The following is a 15,157-nucleotide window of genomic DNA, read 5'->3' on the forward strand; positions in this document are numbered from 1 at the left end:
GCATCTTCGGCCTATCGCGGGTCTTTGTTGGCCGGCATGGTTGCACTTGTGCCGCTATTGTTCAAGCGTATAATAACAGGCGTCGTCGATTTTTTGACGTCTGCCATCAGTCTCGAATTCCCGAAGGAGCCGCCCATGCCCCCGTTCCGGCCGATGCCATTGCCGTCCGCGCCAGGGCATTTTTTCAGGCGGACCGCGGCATGAACAGGCGCAGTTTTCACCGCGCTCCGGAGGGCGAGCGCCGCCAGGAACTGATCGAGGCAACGCTCGACTGCATCTCCGAATTCGGCCTCAAGGGCGCGACGGTTCGGCAGATCGCGATCCGCGCCGGCGTGACCGCCGGGCTGGTGCGCCACTATTTCGAATCGAAGGATCAGATGGTCGCCGAGGCCTATCGCGCCGTCATTGCCTCGCTGACCGACAAGGCGAGCAAGGTCGAGGGCGATCCGGAAACGAGGCTTCGCGATTTCATCGCCATCAACCTGACCGAGCCGGTGGCCGACAGCCGCAGCATTTCGCTGTGGGCCGCCTTCATCAGTCAGGTGCGCGTCGATCCGGAGCTTGCCGAGATCCATCGCGAAGGCTATCTCACCTTCCGCAATACGCTGCAGGAACTGCTCGCCGACTTCCTGGCTGCGAAGGGCAAGCCGGCCGATGCAGAAACCTGCCGGGCGCTCGCCATCGCCATCAACGGGCTGGTCGACGGTCTCTGGGTCGAGGGATGCCTTGCCGGCGATCTCTTTCGCGAGGGCGAACTGGTCGCCATCGCCATGTCTTCGGTCGAGGCGCTGCTCGGCACGTCGATCGGAACTGCAAAACCATGAAAACGGGAGAAAGCACCATGCGCTACGCGTCCATCACCGAACGTCTTGCCGATCTTGGTTCGGGAAAATGGTCGCTGCATATTCGTGCCCGCCAGTTGAAGGCGAGTGGTGCCGACATCATCGAACTGACCATCGGCGAGCCGGATCTTCCGCCGGACCGCGCATTGCTCGACGAATGCCAGCGGTCGATGAATGCCGGTCGCTATCGCTATTCCAACGGTCGCGGCGAGCCCGCCGTCGTGGCCGCGCTTGCCGAAAAGTACCGCCGTCGCCGCGCTGATGTAACGGCCGAGAACGTGCTGTGCTTCCCCGGTACCCAGACGGCGCTCTTCGCCGTCATGCTGGGGCTGGCGGAAGCGGGCGACGCCGTGCTCGTCGGCGACCCGCTCTATGCCACGTACGAAGGCGTGATCCGCTCCACGGGCGCCCATCCGGTGCTGGTGCCGCTGAGGCCGGAATTCGGCTTCCACATGCAGGCGGCCGACCTTGAAAAGGCGATCACGCCGGAAAGCCGGGTGCTCTTGCTCAACACGCCGCACAATCCGACCGGTGCCGTGTTGACGGCCGCTGAAATTGCCGCGATCGGCGAAGTCGCGCGCCGTCACGATCTCTGGATCGTCTGCGACGAGGTCTATGAGGAACTGGTGTTCGACGCGGTATTCGCCTCGCCCTTCGACAATCCGGATCTCGCCGAGCGTACCGTCGTCGTCTCGTCGATTTCCAAGTCCCATGCCGCACCGGGTTTCCGCAGCGGTTGGGCGGTCGGTCCCGTCGAGTTTGCCAACCGGCTGCTGCCGGTTTCGGAAACGATGCTGTTTGGCACCCAGCCCTTCATCGCCGACATGACGGCCTATGCGCTGTCGCATGACATCGATACCGCCCGCCGCATGCGCGAATCCTATAAAGCCCGTGCCGCACGGATCGTGGCCGGACTCGCCGCGGCGCCCGGCATCGACGTCTTCGCGCCGGAAGCCGGCATGTTCATTTTGATCGACGTTTCCGGAACCGGCCTCGACGGCGACGCGTTTGCCTGGGCGCTGCTCGAACAGGAAGGGGTTGCCGTCATGCCCGGATCATCCTTTGGCGATCAGGCGCAGAACTATCTGCGCGTCAGCCTCACCGTGCCCGATGGCGCTATCGGCGAGGCTTGCCGGCGTATCACCGCGCTCGCCGAGCGTTGCAGCCTGCGCAAGGAGCGCCGTGCATGACCATGGAAAAGACGGTTGGCGAAGTCCTAGTCGATCTGCTCGAGGCCAATGGCGTCGAGGTGGTTTTCGGCATTCCCGGCGTGCACACGGTCGAGCTCTATCGTGGACTGGCGGCATCGAAGATCCGCCACGTGACCCCGCGCCATGAGCAGGGCGCGGGCTTCATGGCCGACGGCTATGCCCGCGTCAGCGGCAAGCCGGGCGTTGCCCTCGTGATCACCGGACCGGGGCTCACGAACACGATCACGGCGATGGCGCAGGCCCGCCAGGATTCGATCCCGATGCTGGTGATCTCCGGCGTCAATCGCCGCGATTCGCTCGGCCACGGTCGCGGGCTGCTGCATGAACTGCCCGACCAGCACGGCATGATGAAGACGCTGGCGCTCTATTCGCACACGCTGCTCAACCCGCAAGACCTGCCCTTCGTCGTCGACCGTGCCTTCTCGGTGCTGGTCTCCGGCCGGCCGGGGCCGGTGCATATCGAAATCCCGACCGACGTGATGGCGGCGAAGATCGCGCCGCAGGCTGTGCGACCTGCAACGGCGACGCGCCCGCGCTCCGACAGCGAGACGCTGCAACGTGCCGCAATCCTCTGTGCCGATGCTTCGCGGCCGGTGATCATCTGCGGCGGCGGTGCGTTGACGGCGGAGGTCGAAGTCAAGGAACTTGCCGAGAAGATCGGGGCGCCCGTCGTCACCACGGTCAACGCCCGTGGCATGCTGGCCGGAAGTCCCTTGCGCGTTCCCGCCAGCCCCAGCCTGAAGGCGGTGCGGGCGCTGCTCAAGGAGGCTGACCTCGTTCTGGCGCTCGGCACCGAAATGGGCCAGACCGACTACGACATGTATGCCGATGGCGGTTTCCCAGCCTTGCGCAATCTCATCCGTACCGACATCGACGCAGCGCAGCTTGCGCGCGGGCCGCATGCGGCCCTCTCCATCCTCTCCGGCGCCAAGGCGGCCACGGCCGGGATCCTCGCCTTCCTGCCCGGCCACACCGCGAAGGATGGCGTGGCGCGCGCCGAAACTGCGCGACGGGCGGCGCTGAAGGAACTGTCGCCGAAGATGCGGGCCGGGATCGCCGTCATCGACGCGGTTTACAGGGCACTGCCCGATTGCACCGTTGTCGGTGACTCGACCCAGGCCGTCTATGCGGGCAATCTTTATTGCGACGCGCCGCGCCAGCGAAGCTGGTTCAATTCCGCGACCGGCTACGGCTCGCTCGGCTACGCCCCGCCGGCGGCGGTGGGCGCTGCGGTCGCCGATCCGTCACGGCCGGTGGTGTGCCTTGTCGGCGACGGCGGCTTCCAGTTCTCGCTGGCCGAGATCGGATCGGCGGTGGATGCAGAGGCGAAGGTGATCTTCCTCGTCTGGAACAATGACGGCTACCAGGAGATCGAGTCCTACATGGTCGATGCCGGCGTTACGCCGGAGGGCGTCAAGCCTTCGGCTCCGGACTTCCTGATGGCGGCCAAGGCCTATGGTGTGGAAGGACAGCGGCTTGGCTCCATCGCCGACCTTTCACAGGCACTCGCCGATGCGGCGAAGCGCCAGGGACCGTCGCTCATCGAGATCCACGAACGGCGAACGACCGGCCTGTCCGTCTGACGGCGCCGTGCTGACTAATGGGCCGGATTTGACTTTTCCGGCCCGCAATGGTGTTAAGGGCGCCCATGTTCGATTCCGGCCACGTTCTTTCGTTAGGGTTGGATGTTCGGGCTGAATTTTCGTCTCGCTGGCGTTCAGTGGCCAAGGAAAGGGACCGCGTCCTCGATGGACCGCACGGGTGGTGGCAGCAAGAACATGCAGGCCGGCCGGCTTCTCGCCGTGCTGTGGCTGTTTTGTGCTTCCTTCGCCATGCAGGTCATCTCAGTCGGACAGAGCATCCCGTTCCGCTCGTCGTCCAGCGCCCAGGCCGGCAATGTCACCGATACCGGCTCGACCGATCGCCCTGCGGCGCGGCAGATTTCGCGGGCGACACCGCTATCCGACCTTCGCTTTACGGCCGACCGCAAGGACGCCAAGTCCGCGGCGGACGATGGCCTGCCGGCGCTGCTGCCGGCGTTCGCCGAGCTTGCATTTCCGGAGCTTTCGGGCGGCCGATTCCTGCGCCGCACCGCGCTCTCCGTCGGCAGTGCGCCGAGCCATGGCCTCCATATTCGCGCGCCTCCGCGCGCCTGATCCCATCAAGCTATTCCGGCTGGCTGGCGGTTCGACCGCAGCACCGCTTTGATGAAACAAAGTCCTGACGACGCGCCCTGTGCCCGTGCAGGCTCTTCTGGAACCACAACATGCGTACATCGAAATGGGCGATTCTCGTCTATGTCGTCGTGATCATCTTCGGATGTATCGCGGCGCTTCCCAACGTGCTGACGCCGGCACAACGTGAACAGTTCGCCGCCTGGCTGCCGGTCAAGCCGGTGACGCTCGGCCTCGACCTCAAGGGCGGCTCGCATCTCGTCCTCGAAGTCGATTCCGCCGGCCTGCGCAAGGCTCGCCTCGAAACCCTGCTCGACGATACGCGCAGGGCGCTCCGCGCCGAGCGCGTTCCGGCTTCGTCGGCCCGCATCGCCGGCGATACCGTGACGGTGAAGATCGAAGACCCGGCCGACCGCGAGAAGGTTCTGCCGAAGCTTAGGGAATTGGCCGCCCCGGTTGGCACGCTCGGCTTCGGCGGCTCGGCCTCCGATATCGAGGTGACCGAGGACGGCGACACCATCACGGTCGCGATGACCGAGGCCGGCCTCGCCGACCGCACCACCAAGGCAGTCGAGCAGAGCCTGGAAATCATCCGCCAGCGCGTCGACACCGTCGGCGTTGCCGAACCCCTGATCCAGCGCGTCGGCTCCAACCGCATCCTCGTCCAGCTCCCGGGTCTCGAAGATCCGACGGCGTTGCGCCAGCTTCTCGGCTCGACGGCGCAGATGAGCTTCCACATGGTCGATCAGACCGTGGATCCCAACCAGCCGGCGCCCCGCGGCGTCGACATTCTGCCGGGTGCGCACGATGCCAACAAATACGCAGTCGAAAGCCGCGTTGCGATTTCGGGCGAGCGCCTGGCCGACGCCAAGGCCGGTTTCGACCAGCGCACCAACGAGCCGATCGTTTCCTTCACCTTTGATTCGCTCGGCGCGCGCCAGTTCGCGGAAATCACCCAGGCCAATGTCGGTCGGCCGTTTGCAATCGTGCTCGACGGCAAGGTCCTGACGGCGCCGGTAATCCGCGAGCCGATCATTGGCGGCAACGGCCAGATCAGCGGCAACTTCACCGCCCAGGAAGCGACCGTTCTCTCGGCGCTCCTGCGCTCCGGCGCACTGCCGGCACCGCTGACCGTTATCGAAGAGCGCTCCGTCGGTCCGAACCTCGGCAGCGACTCGATCCGCATGGGTGTCTATACCGGCCTTGCCGGCTTTGCCCTCGTCGTCACCCTGATGGTCGTGCTTTACGGTGCATGGGGCATCATCGCCAATGTCGGTCTGGTGCTGCACACGATCCTGACGATCGCCGTCCTGGCGATGCTCGGCTCGACGCTGACGCTGCCCGGTATCGCCGGTATCATTCTCGGGATCGGCATGGCGGTGGACGCCAACATCCTGATCAACGCGCGTATTCGCGAAGAGACGGAAGGTGGCGCCGGCGCCATGAAGGCGCTCGATATCGGCTTCAACAAGGCCTATGCAACCATCATCGACTCCAACGTCACGACGCTTGCGGGCACTGTGTTGCTGTTCGCCTTCGGCTCCGGTCCGGTGAAGGGCTTCGCCGTGACGATGATGCTCGGTATCATCATCTCGATGTTCACCTCGATCACCGTCGTCCGTCTGCTGATGCGCGAGGTTGTCGTTCGCCGCAAGATGAAGAAGCTCGAGATTCCGTCGCTCTTTGGACGGGTTCCGCGCCTTCCGACCTTCTCCTTCATGAAGGGGCGTTTTGTCGCCATCGGCATGTCGGCTTTCCTGTCGGTGAGCTCGGTGGTGCTGTTCTTCACGCCGGGCCTCAACTACGGTATCGATTTCATCGGCGGTATTCAGGTCGAAGCGATGTCGAAGGAGAAGATCGATCTACCGACGCTGCGCCACAGCCTCGAAGCTCTCAACCTCGGCGAAGTGGCTCTGCAGGACTTCGGTGGCGGCCAATCCGTATTGATCCGCGTTCAGCGCCAGCCGGGCGGTGAGCAGGAGCAGACAGTGGCCCTGAACCAGATCAAGGATTCCGTGACGAAGGCCGTCCCGGGGGCGACCCTGGAGCGCACCGAGGTCGTCGGTCCGACGGTCAGTAGCGAGCTTGCCCGTTCGGGCTTCCTCGCCGTCGGTCTCGCGATGGTGGCGATCCTGCTCTACATCTGGTTCCGCTTCGAGTGGCACTTTGCTGTTGGCGCGATCGCGGTTCTGCTGCTCGACATCACCAAGACGATCGGCTTCTTTGCGCTCACCGGTATCGACTTCAACCTGACCGCCATTGCCGCCTTGCTGACGATGATCGGCTATTCGGTGAACGACAAGGTCGTGGTCTATGACCGCATGCGCGAGAACCTCCGCAAGTACAAGTCGATGCCGTTCTCCGATCTCATCGACATGAGCATCAACCAGGTGATCGCGCGATGCATCTTCACCTCGATGGCGACGGCGCTGTCGCTGGTGCCGATGGCGATCTGGGGCGGCGACGCGGTCAAGAGCTTCGCCTGGCCGATGATTTTCGGCGTGATCGTTGCGACGACGTCGTCGATCTATATCGGCGGCCCGATCCTGCTCTTCCTCAATCGTTGGTGGAAGGATCGCGAAGGGTCCCGCACCGGCACGACCACGCCACAGCCGGGCGCACCGGCCGCGTGAGCGGCCTGCAAGGCCGGATTGGGATGCGGGCGCAAGCCGCCTGATCCCGAGCCGCAGATATAATACGTGAAGGGGCGGCCCGGCGGGTCGCCCCTTTTTTGTCCGAATGTGCTGTCTTTATCCCACCGTGCCTTGCAGACTGATTCTTCGCTACTACATAGCAGGGGTCTCCGGTTTCGGGGTTGGGGAATGGATTTTGCGTCCGGAACCCATAAAATTTGAAGGGTGAGAATTATTTTTCACTTCTTCATCTTTTTAATTGACGGAATTGGTAGATTATTCTAGTCTGCCAATACGTGACGCGGGGAGTCCGCCTCACGGTTGTTCATCAAACGCACCGGCATGCTGATGCCGGGCCAGCCAAAGGAGAGTGACATGTTCGGAAACGTCTCGACCGCCGCCTTCTGCGGCACGCGTCCCCTTTGTCGCGCAACAGAGAAAAAACGTCTCATTCGCAATCTTTGCCGAATGTGATCGTCCAGCCCTCGATTCATCTTTGCCGAAATTGAAGTGTCCGCACCTCCGGGTGTGGAAGGAGCGTTATTTGTATGAGCAAGCAGGTTATCGAATATGGCGGCGAAGCCGTCGGAGTCGTCGTTCCCGATGCGGACCGGTTCAAGTTCCTGGCGGTGAAGTATCACGTCTGGGATCTGGACGCGAAGCGCTTCCGCTCGGCTGACGAGGCGCGCGCCGCCATCCGCCAGTTGCTGGCCCACCAGGCCGTATCGGCGGAACGGCGCGGTCACAGCGCAGCCGCCTGACACGGGTGAGGAAGGCCGTTTTCGGCTTTCCTCCCGCATCCCTCTCCGGGAGCGAACGTTTTTCCTGAAGCATTCTGCATCGTATCAGTCTCGGCGAGAGATGTCGGCAGCCGCGACTTCGGCCAATTCCCCACTATAATTATATGTTGGCAGTACGTTTCTTGTGCTATGCCAACATATATTTGCATTTGCGCGGATGATTCCCGTTCGTGGGAGCCGCAGGGAAAGCGTGCCGGAATGCTGACGAAGAAGGGAAAATACGGACTGAAGGCTTTGGTCGATCTTGCACGGCTGGAGCCGGGGGAGACCGCCTTCATCACCGAGATCGCACAGCGCAACAACATCCCGAAGAAGTTCCTGGATACGATTCTGCTCGAACTGCGCAATGCCGGCATGCTTCGCTCGAAGAAAGGTCCCGGCGGCGGTTACTCACTGTCGCGGCCCGCTTCCGAAATTCGCATCGGGCATGTGATCCGGACGCTCGATGGACCGCTTGCGCCGATCCGCTGCGCCAGTCGCACGGCCTATGAGGTCTGCGAGGATTGCAACGATCCTGAGACCTGTCAGGTGCGGGTGTCGATGACCACGGTGCGTGACGCCGTCGCCGCGATCCTCGACTCGATGACGCTCGAGGAATTCGCGGCTGACAAGTCGATGCCGCTCGAAACGCTGGAAGAAAAGCGGGCCGGCTGACGAAAACGTCGCCGATCGCGCCAGTTTTCCCCCGAAGTCTGCTTCCAAGGCTTGGTTTGCCAAGAAAAAGCGCTTATCTGCCGTCAATGGTCTGGCGGGCAGCGTTGCAGCCTGCCGCTTAGGTCTTCGCAGAATCGGGGTCATCATGGGTTTGAGACAAGCATCGGCGCGTGAGCGCACCGCGGTTGCGGCTTTGGAGTCGATCGGCCGGACGCTGACGACCGCGATGACCGGCATCAAGGCGCTGGCAGACCAGTTCGGCACCGACGAAGTCTTTGCCCGCAGCGTCGTCGATGCCGTCGAGCTGATCGGCGAAAGCCAGGGACGCGTCGTCGTTTCCGGCGTCGGCAAGAGCGGCCATATCGGCCGCAAGATCGCCGCGACCCTGGCATCGACCGGCACTTCCGCCTACTTCGTGCATCCGACGGAAGCGAGCCACGGCGACCTCGGCATGGTCACCTCCCAGGATGTGCTGATCCTGCTCTCCTGGTCGGGAGAGACGGCCGAGCTCGCCAACATGCTCACCTACGCCAAGCGCTTCAACGTGCCGATCGTCTCGATCTGTGCGAACCGCGACAGCGTGCTCGCGCGGAACTCCGAAGTGCCGATTGTGCTGCCCAAGGTGCAGGAGGCCTGCCCGCACGGTCTCGCGCCGACGACGTCCGCCATGCTGCAGCTCGCCGTCGGCGATGCCCTGGCGATTGCGCTTCTGGAACGTCGCGGTTTTTCGGCGGAAGACTTCAAGACTTTCCATCCCGGCGGCAAGCTCGGCGCGCAATTGCGGCTGGTCCGCGAGCTGGCGCACGAGGGTGCGCAGATGCCGCTGCTCCAGACGGGGCGCCCGATGAGCGAGGCCCTCATCGAGATGTCGTCGAAGGGTTTTGGCGTCGTCGGCATCGTCGAGGACAGCGGCAAGTTGATCGGGGTGATCACCGATGGCGACCTGCGCCGCCATATGTCGGGCGATCTGCTCTTGCAGCCGGTCGAAGCGGTGATGTCGCGCAATCCGCGCGTGATCCGCGGCGACGTGCTTGCGAGCGGCGCCATGGAGTTCATGCAGCAGCACAAGGTCACGGTGCTGTTCGTCGTCGACGATGGCGGAGCGCCCGTCAGCATCCTGCATATTCACGACCTGCTGCGCGCCGGTGTCGTCTGAGCGCTTGCGGTAGCAAGAGGCTGCGATCGCCGTGCGCCTCGCGGAGGCTGCCTTAGTCTTTCACCACGGCGGGCCAGTCGCTCGTCGTGGCCGGCTGCACCGGTCGCTCCAGATAGGTTGAAAGCACTACGTAGCTTCGCGTCGCCTTGACGCCTGGCGTGTCGTAGAGGCGCGCCAGCAGCCCCTCGAGCGCGTGCGTGTTTTCGGTGCGGACCTTGAGCAGCATGCAGGTGTCGCCGGCGACCGAGTGGATCTCTTCCACCTCCGGGTATTCCTCGATGGCAAGCAGTGCCTGCGTCTTCCCCCAACCGGTCGTGTCGACATGGACGAAGGCGAGCAACGTCTTGCCGACGGCCTCGGGATCGATCAGCGCCGCGACACGGCGGATCGCTCCCGAACGCCTGAGGCGCTTCACGCGTTCATGCGCCGCCGGCGGCGAAAGTCCCACCCGTTCGCCAAGCTCGACGTAGCTCGTCGTCGCGTCCTCGACCAGAACGCCTAATAGCTTTCGGTCCATCGCGTCGAGGTCGCGCTCCAGCGGACGCTTCCGCCGAACGTCATCTGTATTTTGATCCATTCCGATCTTTCCTCTTGCTGCTGAATTTCATTCTGTAAACATGAGGGAATGACGAACATCAATCAATCCATTTCTGATCGATCCATGGACAGGGCGCGTATCTCGCCCTTTGCCTATGTGCTCACCATCTGCATCGGCGTCATCGGTTCCAACTCGCTCGCGCTTGGGCCGATCGCGCCGGAAGTGGCGCGAAGCCTCGGCGCCGACGTTCCCGGCGTCATGACGGCCTCCGCCGCTTTTGGCCTTGGCACGGCCGTAAGTGCGGTCTTTCTTGGCCGCTTCATCGACCGTTACGGCCCGCGCCGCATGTTGGCTGCGGCCCTCCTGCTTCTGGCGACGGGGCTCGGCGGCAGTGCGCTTGCGCCGTCGCTTGCGTTCCTTGTCGCCGCACAGCTCGTCGTCGGTCTCGCCGCAGGCATTGCACTGCCATCGATCTATACGCTGGCCTCGGTCATTGCGCCGGCCGGGCGTGAGAGCGAGACGATCGGCCTGGTGCTGACCGGCTGGACGCTCAGCATGGTGGCAGGCGTGCCGCTATCGGCAGCGATTGCCGATCTTGCCGGTTGGCGCATGGTCTATGTCATTGTCGCCGTCGCGACGATGATCGCCTGCGCCGTCGTCAAGTTTGCGGCCGTGCAGGAGGGCGCCACCGGCAGAGTGACATCGCCGCTGGCAGCGCTAAATGTTCGCGGCGTCGCGCCGCTTCTGGTCGCCTGCGCCGCCTTCATGGCCGCCTTCTACGGCGTCTACGCCTATATCGGCGAGCATCTGCATGCCGCACTCGGCCTGCCTGTCACCGCCAACGGTCTCATCGCCGTTTCCTACGGCTTCGGGTTTGGCGCCGCCGCGTTCCTCGACCGCCTGATCGATCGCTTTGGCGCGGGTCGATTGTTGCCGTTGATCTTCCTGGCAGTGGGGGGCGTTTATGTTGCGATGGCCGTGGCGAGCGGTTCCTATGCCGGCATGCTGGCCGTCGTCTTCCTTTGGGGGCTTGCCAATCATTTCGGATTGAACGTGCTCATCATGCGGCTCACGAGGCTCGATCCAGCCAGGCGCGGCGCGATCATGGGGCTGAACAGCGGGGTCACCTATCTCGCCCTCTTTGTCGGCACGATAGGCTTCGGTGCCATCTATGCCCGGGCAGCTTTCTTCGTGCTGCCTTTGGCCGCCGCCTGCTTGATGCTGTTGGCCGCTTTCGCCGTCGCCACCGCTTTCTTCACAGGGGAGGGGTGATCCTCGGCCGCTTTTCCGGCTTTCGGCGCGGCGGCGGGTCGACGAAAGCGCCTGGCTGATTGAGGCTGTTTTCGTGCAGCCGCTCGGCAATCGCGTCGGCGCCGGCATCGGTTCCCGCGCGCGAATAGAGATTGCCGCGTACCTGGATTGAGGCTGCGAGCAGACGGAACATCGCGTTGGCCAATTCCGCTTGCGGCGTCTGCGGTGCGCGCCAGAAAGCGTCGAGCGGCTGCTGGTCGGTCAGCCCTGCGACGTCGAACACCGCTGTGCCGAGCACCTTCACCGGCCGGCCCTGCTTCAGCGCGTGCAGGCCCGCAGTCGAATTGACCGTGACCATGCCTGCGCTTGCCTCTCCAAGCGTATCGAGATTGCCGCCGTCGAGATAGAAGACGCGGCCGTTCAGGCCGAGGGCGGCCGCTCGTTCTTCGACGATCCTGCGCCAGGGGATCAGATCATTGTCGAGCGGATGCACCTTGAAGACGAGGCGCGCGTCATTGGCAGCGAAGGCTGCGAAGGAACCGAGGACCTCGGCAATCGCGTCCTTCTGGCTGAGATATGGCGAATGTGCCCTGAGCTGGAAATCGGTTTCGAGCTGCAGCGGATAGACGAAATAGGGGGCGTTTTCCGAAAGTAGTCTGGCAACGGTCGCCTCGGCTTCGGCGTTGCGTTTCTTTTCGGACAGAAGCCGGCGGATCCAGCCCGCATATTCGGCAAGCGGATGGAAGATCGCGTGGCGCCGATAGTGCGGAAAGAGGAACCAGAGAAAGACGTTTGGCAGATTGTAGAGCAGGTCGTAGCTCGCATCCGCCAGGAACGTCTGGCTGTAATGCTTGCGCCAGTCCGGCTCTGGCACGCCCGCTGCCGCCGCAAGAATCCGTGCGGGGTCGGAGGGGAAATGCGAATTCGAGGACATGCCGTCGCGCTCGAGCGTCAGCCAGTCCGGCCGAAGGTATCCCATTTCGACGATAGCGACTGCGACACCTCTGCGGCGCGCGACCTTGGTTGCCGCCTGGTGGTAGGCGCGTTCCTCGCCGAGCAGCAGCATATCGGTGACGCCATGGCGTGCGATGAACGCCTCGAGATAGGCCGGCCAGTCGGCTGCCGTGCCGCGATAGTTGGAGGCACCCTTGCGGCCCCAGATGATCTGGTCGCCGACATTGAGGTTGATCTTCAGGCAGGTGTGCCCGCGTGCTTCGAGCCGATCGGCGATCTTGCGGAAGATCGGCGAGGACGGGCCCTGCAGGAACAGGAACACCCGTCGCTTTGGCCGATCGACCGCTCCAGCCGATGTCATCGAAGCGCTTTCCATCCGTCCACCACCGCCGCTACCGCAGCGTATCCTTTCTGAGGTTGGCGTGGTTGAGCAGGGCCTCGATCAGATTCCAGGCTTCGACGTTGCTCGGCTCCACCGGCTTATGGGAGGACGACTTTGCCTTGGCAAGCGGCACGATCAGGTAGTCGGTGCGCGGGTCGGGGAAGGGGTCGGCAAAGGACTTGAGCAGCGGCGCATGGTCGCCGTAGAAGACCAGCCAGACCGGGCGATCCAGCTTGTCGAGGTGCTCGCTCAGCGTGTTCAGCGCCGCGTCGGATTGTTCCAGAATGGCCAGATAGATATCGACGGGCTTGGTAAGATCACCGACGCGACCCGGCTCCCATGGGCCGTGATTGGCCATGGATGCGACGAAGACGAAGCCGCTTTCGTCCTCCGGCAGCTTATCGCATGCGTCGATCACCTTGGCCGCGAGTTTCTCATCGGAGACGTATGGCCCGTCTCTCTCGGGTCGATGGTCGAAACCGTCGAGCATTGTCAGCTTCGAAAAGCCGAGCTGCGGCATTGCCTTGTGCCGGAGGAAGAAGGTGCGGTCATAGGGATGGATGAAATGCGTGTTCCAACCGGCACGCTTCATCTTTCCGGGCCAGACCACGTCGGCATAATGCGAGGCCCTGAGATAGGGGTAGCTGGCGTCGACGTGGATGTCGTCAGGCACGAGGCCGCTGATGACCGCGAACTCCGTGCGCAGCGTATAGCCGCCTTCGAAAACGCTGCTCAGCCGGCCCCATTGCACCGCCTCGCGCCGCAGCCGGTCCAGCGTCGGCATCTTCAAGGTCTCGACGCCGAAGTGCCGCATGTCGATGAAGGATTCGGACTGCCAGACGACGATCAGCGGTGAGCCGTCATCGCCGATGAGGTCGTGCACGGCGGCTCTGACGATCTCCGAAAGTTCCGCGACGATCTTCTCCCGCCGGACGCCGAGCCAGACGATGAAGCGGAAGACGACCGAGCCGAAGGTGCCGAAACGCACCGTGTTCATCTTGACGTCGAGCACCTTCAGCAGCCTTTGCACCAGCGCTGCCGTGGGCCGGTTGACCGGGCCGTAGAACAATAGGAGCCATGGACCGTAGGCGATCCCGAGCATCAGCAGGATCCAGAACAGTTTGCCCCGGTCCGGCAGGATGGCCGGCTCGAAATACATATAGAGGCCGGACACGCCGAAGACATAGAGGAAGGCGACGGTCCAGAAGACGACGTTCAAAGAGCTTGCGTAGAATATCGTCTTGTATTTGAACACGTCGACGACGAGCGCGATATCCGAGAAGATCAGCGGTTCGCGGATAAACTTGAACTTGGCGCGGGAAATGCCGGTGAAGATGATGAAGAAGCTCATCGTGCCGGCTGCGGCATAAAGCGGTCGCCACGAGCCGGCAAAGAAGCCGGCAAAGACCAGCGCAATGACCGGCAGGCGCGCAAGTGCGTCGACCACGTCCTGTGTCCGCCCGAAGGGCGAGGGATGGGCGCGCCGCTCCCGCTTCGGAAGCGCAAATCGGTCGGTGAAGAAGATCACTGCACAGGACAGCAGATAACAACTAAGCGTCAGTGTTATGGGGTAGTCGTGCAGTTGAAAGGGAAGCAACGCCAAGCGGAAACCTTCATGTCTTCATGCCGGCCGACGCCGCTTCATGCGGCACAGCATCCGCCCGACACTTAAATCTTATCGCTTGGTCGTACAAGCGCTGTCAGGTCCGTCGCTCCGACACTCCACCATTATGCACCGCGGTGTTGCCGCCACGCGCGATTGCCCTGTCGAACCACCAGTTGAGCAAGGGGCGGATGGCGGGCGCGAAGCGACCGAGCAGAAAGAGCGTGGTGCCGAAATAGACTTCGAACCGCCCACGATCGATCCCCCTGGCGATCGTCTTCGCCACGGCATCCGCCGGCCAGGGACGGACCGTGCCCATGATTTTGGCCGCTTCCGCGGGCCGGCTTGCGAACTCGCGCTGAAACTGCGGTGTCTCCGTATCCGGCGGAAAACACACGGAGACGCCGACGCCGTGGGCATGGGCTTCCGACCGCAGCGCCTGAGCGAAGCCGTGGAGCGCGAACTTCGAGGCGCAATAGGCGGAATAGCCATAGATGCCGATGAGGCCCGCGCCGGATGAAATCATCATGATCCGGCCATGGCCACGTCGCTTCATGCCGTCATAAACCGCACGGACCGCATGCACCGTGCCGGAGAAATTGGTTTCGATCTGGCGCCGGAATGAAGCGCTGTCGAGCTCCTCGAAGCGTCCTGGCTCGACGATGCCGGCCGATGTGATGAGGATGTCGCACGCTCCGAAGGCAGCTTCACATCGCCGGACCGCAGCTGTGAGCTCGTCTTCCGAGGCGACATCCGCAGCCTCGATCCCGATATTGTCGGCGACGCCCCCGCTCAATTGGGCGAGGTCCGCGTGCGCCCGTTCCAAAAGGTCGAGAGAGCGCGCGATCAGCGAGACGCGGGCGCCCCGAGCCGCGTAGATCGATGCAACTGCAAATCCGATCCCGCTCGAGCCACCGGTGATGATCACATGCGTCATGCTGATATCCCGCTCAAGAGCA

Annotated in this window: 13 protein-coding genes; 9 read left to right on the forward strand and 4 right to left on the reverse strand. The window is 63.4% G+C overall.

Annotation, left to right across the window (positions count from 1 at the left end):
- Positions 1–200 precede the first annotated feature (200 nt).
- The 8 genes from BHMPCIPO_RS03830 to BHMPCIPO_RS03865 all read left to right on the forward strand — a co-directional run bounded on the left by BHMPCIPO_RS03830 (position 201) and on the right by BHMPCIPO_RS03865 (position 9,470).
- A complete protein-coding gene (locus tag BHMPCIPO_RS03830) occupies positions 201–824 on the forward strand; it encodes a TetR/AcrR family transcriptional regulator (RefSeq protein WP_173515539.1) in 624 nt (207 codons plus the stop codon).
- A 17-nt stretch (positions 825–841) separates the two neighbouring features.
- The gene (locus BHMPCIPO_RS03835) at positions 842–2,032 is read left to right on the forward strand and encodes a pyridoxal phosphate-dependent aminotransferase (RefSeq protein WP_173515540.1); all 1,191 of its coding nucleotides are present in this window, start codon (positions 842–844) and stop codon (positions 2,030–2,032) included.
- Entirely contained in the window at positions 2,029–3,636 is a 1,608-nt protein-coding gene (locus tag BHMPCIPO_RS03840) for a 5-guanidino-2-oxopentanoate decarboxylase (RefSeq protein WP_173515541.1), read from the forward strand. Before BHMPCIPO_RS03835 ends, BHMPCIPO_RS03840 begins: the two co-directional genes overlap by 4 nt.
- Positions 3,637–3,801: 165 nt before the next feature.
- Entirely contained in the window at positions 3,802–4,209 is a 408-nt protein-coding gene (locus BHMPCIPO_RS32755) for a hypothetical protein (RefSeq protein WP_246304262.1), read from the forward strand.
- Positions 4,210–4,319: 110 nt separating this feature from the next.
- The gene (gene secD / locus BHMPCIPO_RS03850) at positions 4,320–6,860 is read left to right on the forward strand and encodes a protein translocase subunit SecD (RefSeq protein WP_173515542.1); all 2,541 of its coding nucleotides are present in this window, start codon (positions 4,320–4,322) and stop codon (positions 6,858–6,860) included.
- 548 nt (positions 6,861–7,408) lie between these two features.
- The gene (locus BHMPCIPO_RS03855) at positions 7,409–7,621 is read left to right on the forward strand and encodes a hypothetical protein (protein WP_173515543.1); all 213 of its coding nucleotides are present in this window, start codon (positions 7,409–7,411) and stop codon (positions 7,619–7,621) included.
- Positions 7,622–7,858: 237 nt separating this feature from the next.
- Complete coding sequence (locus BHMPCIPO_RS03860) at positions 7,859–8,314, forward strand: RrF2 family transcriptional regulator (RefSeq protein ID WP_173515544.1); 456 nt, start codon at positions 7,859–7,861, stop codon at positions 8,312–8,314.
- A 145-nt stretch (positions 8,315–8,459) separates the two neighbouring features.
- On the forward strand, positions 8,460–9,470 hold the full coding sequence (locus tag BHMPCIPO_RS03865; RefSeq protein WP_173515545.1) for a KpsF/GutQ family sugar-phosphate isomerase: 1,011 nt from the start codon (positions 8,460–8,462) through the stop codon (positions 9,468–9,470).
- Positions 9,471–9,522: 52 nt separating this feature from the next.
- Here the strand turns inward: BHMPCIPO_RS03865 and BHMPCIPO_RS03870 are convergent, their stop codons facing one another.
- Positions 9,523–10,047: an Lrp/AsnC family transcriptional regulator gene (locus BHMPCIPO_RS03870; protein ID WP_173515546.1), complete on the reverse strand. Its 525-nt coding sequence runs from the start codon at positions 10,045–10,047 to the stop codon at positions 9,523–9,525.
- Positions 10,048–10,095: 48 nt separating this feature from the next.
- On the opposite strand from BHMPCIPO_RS03870, the gene BHMPCIPO_RS03875 reads away from it, so the two are divergent.
- Positions 10,096–11,280: an MFS transporter gene (locus BHMPCIPO_RS03875; protein ID WP_173515547.1), complete on the forward strand. Its 1,185-nt coding sequence runs from the start codon at positions 10,096–10,098 to the stop codon at positions 11,278–11,280.
- Here BHMPCIPO_RS03875 and BHMPCIPO_RS03880 read toward each other — a convergent pair.
- From BHMPCIPO_RS03880 to BHMPCIPO_RS03890, 3 genes are all read right to left on the reverse strand, one after another.
- A complete protein-coding gene (locus tag BHMPCIPO_RS03880) occupies positions 11,264–12,574 on the reverse strand; it encodes a capsule polysaccharide biogenesis protein (RefSeq protein WP_173515548.1) in 1,311 nt (436 codons plus the stop codon). The genes BHMPCIPO_RS03875 and BHMPCIPO_RS03880 overlap by 17 nt on opposite strands.
- 31 nt (positions 12,575–12,605) lie before the next feature.
- On the reverse strand, positions 12,606–14,198 hold the full coding sequence (locus BHMPCIPO_RS03885) for an LTA synthase family protein (RefSeq protein WP_173515549.1): 1,593 nt from the start codon (positions 14,196–14,198) through the stop codon (positions 12,606–12,608).
- Between the two features lie 97 nt (positions 14,199–14,295).
- Positions 14,296–15,135: an SDR family oxidoreductase gene (locus tag BHMPCIPO_RS03890; RefSeq protein WP_173515550.1), complete on the reverse strand. Its 840-nt coding sequence runs from the start codon at positions 15,133–15,135 to the stop codon at positions 14,296–14,298.
- Positions 15,136–15,157: the final 22 nt, after the last annotated feature.

This window comes from Ensifer sesbaniae (assembly GCF_013283665.1).
GTDB lineage: Bacteria > Pseudomonadota > Alphaproteobacteria > Rhizobiales > Rhizobiaceae > Ensifer > Ensifer sesbaniae.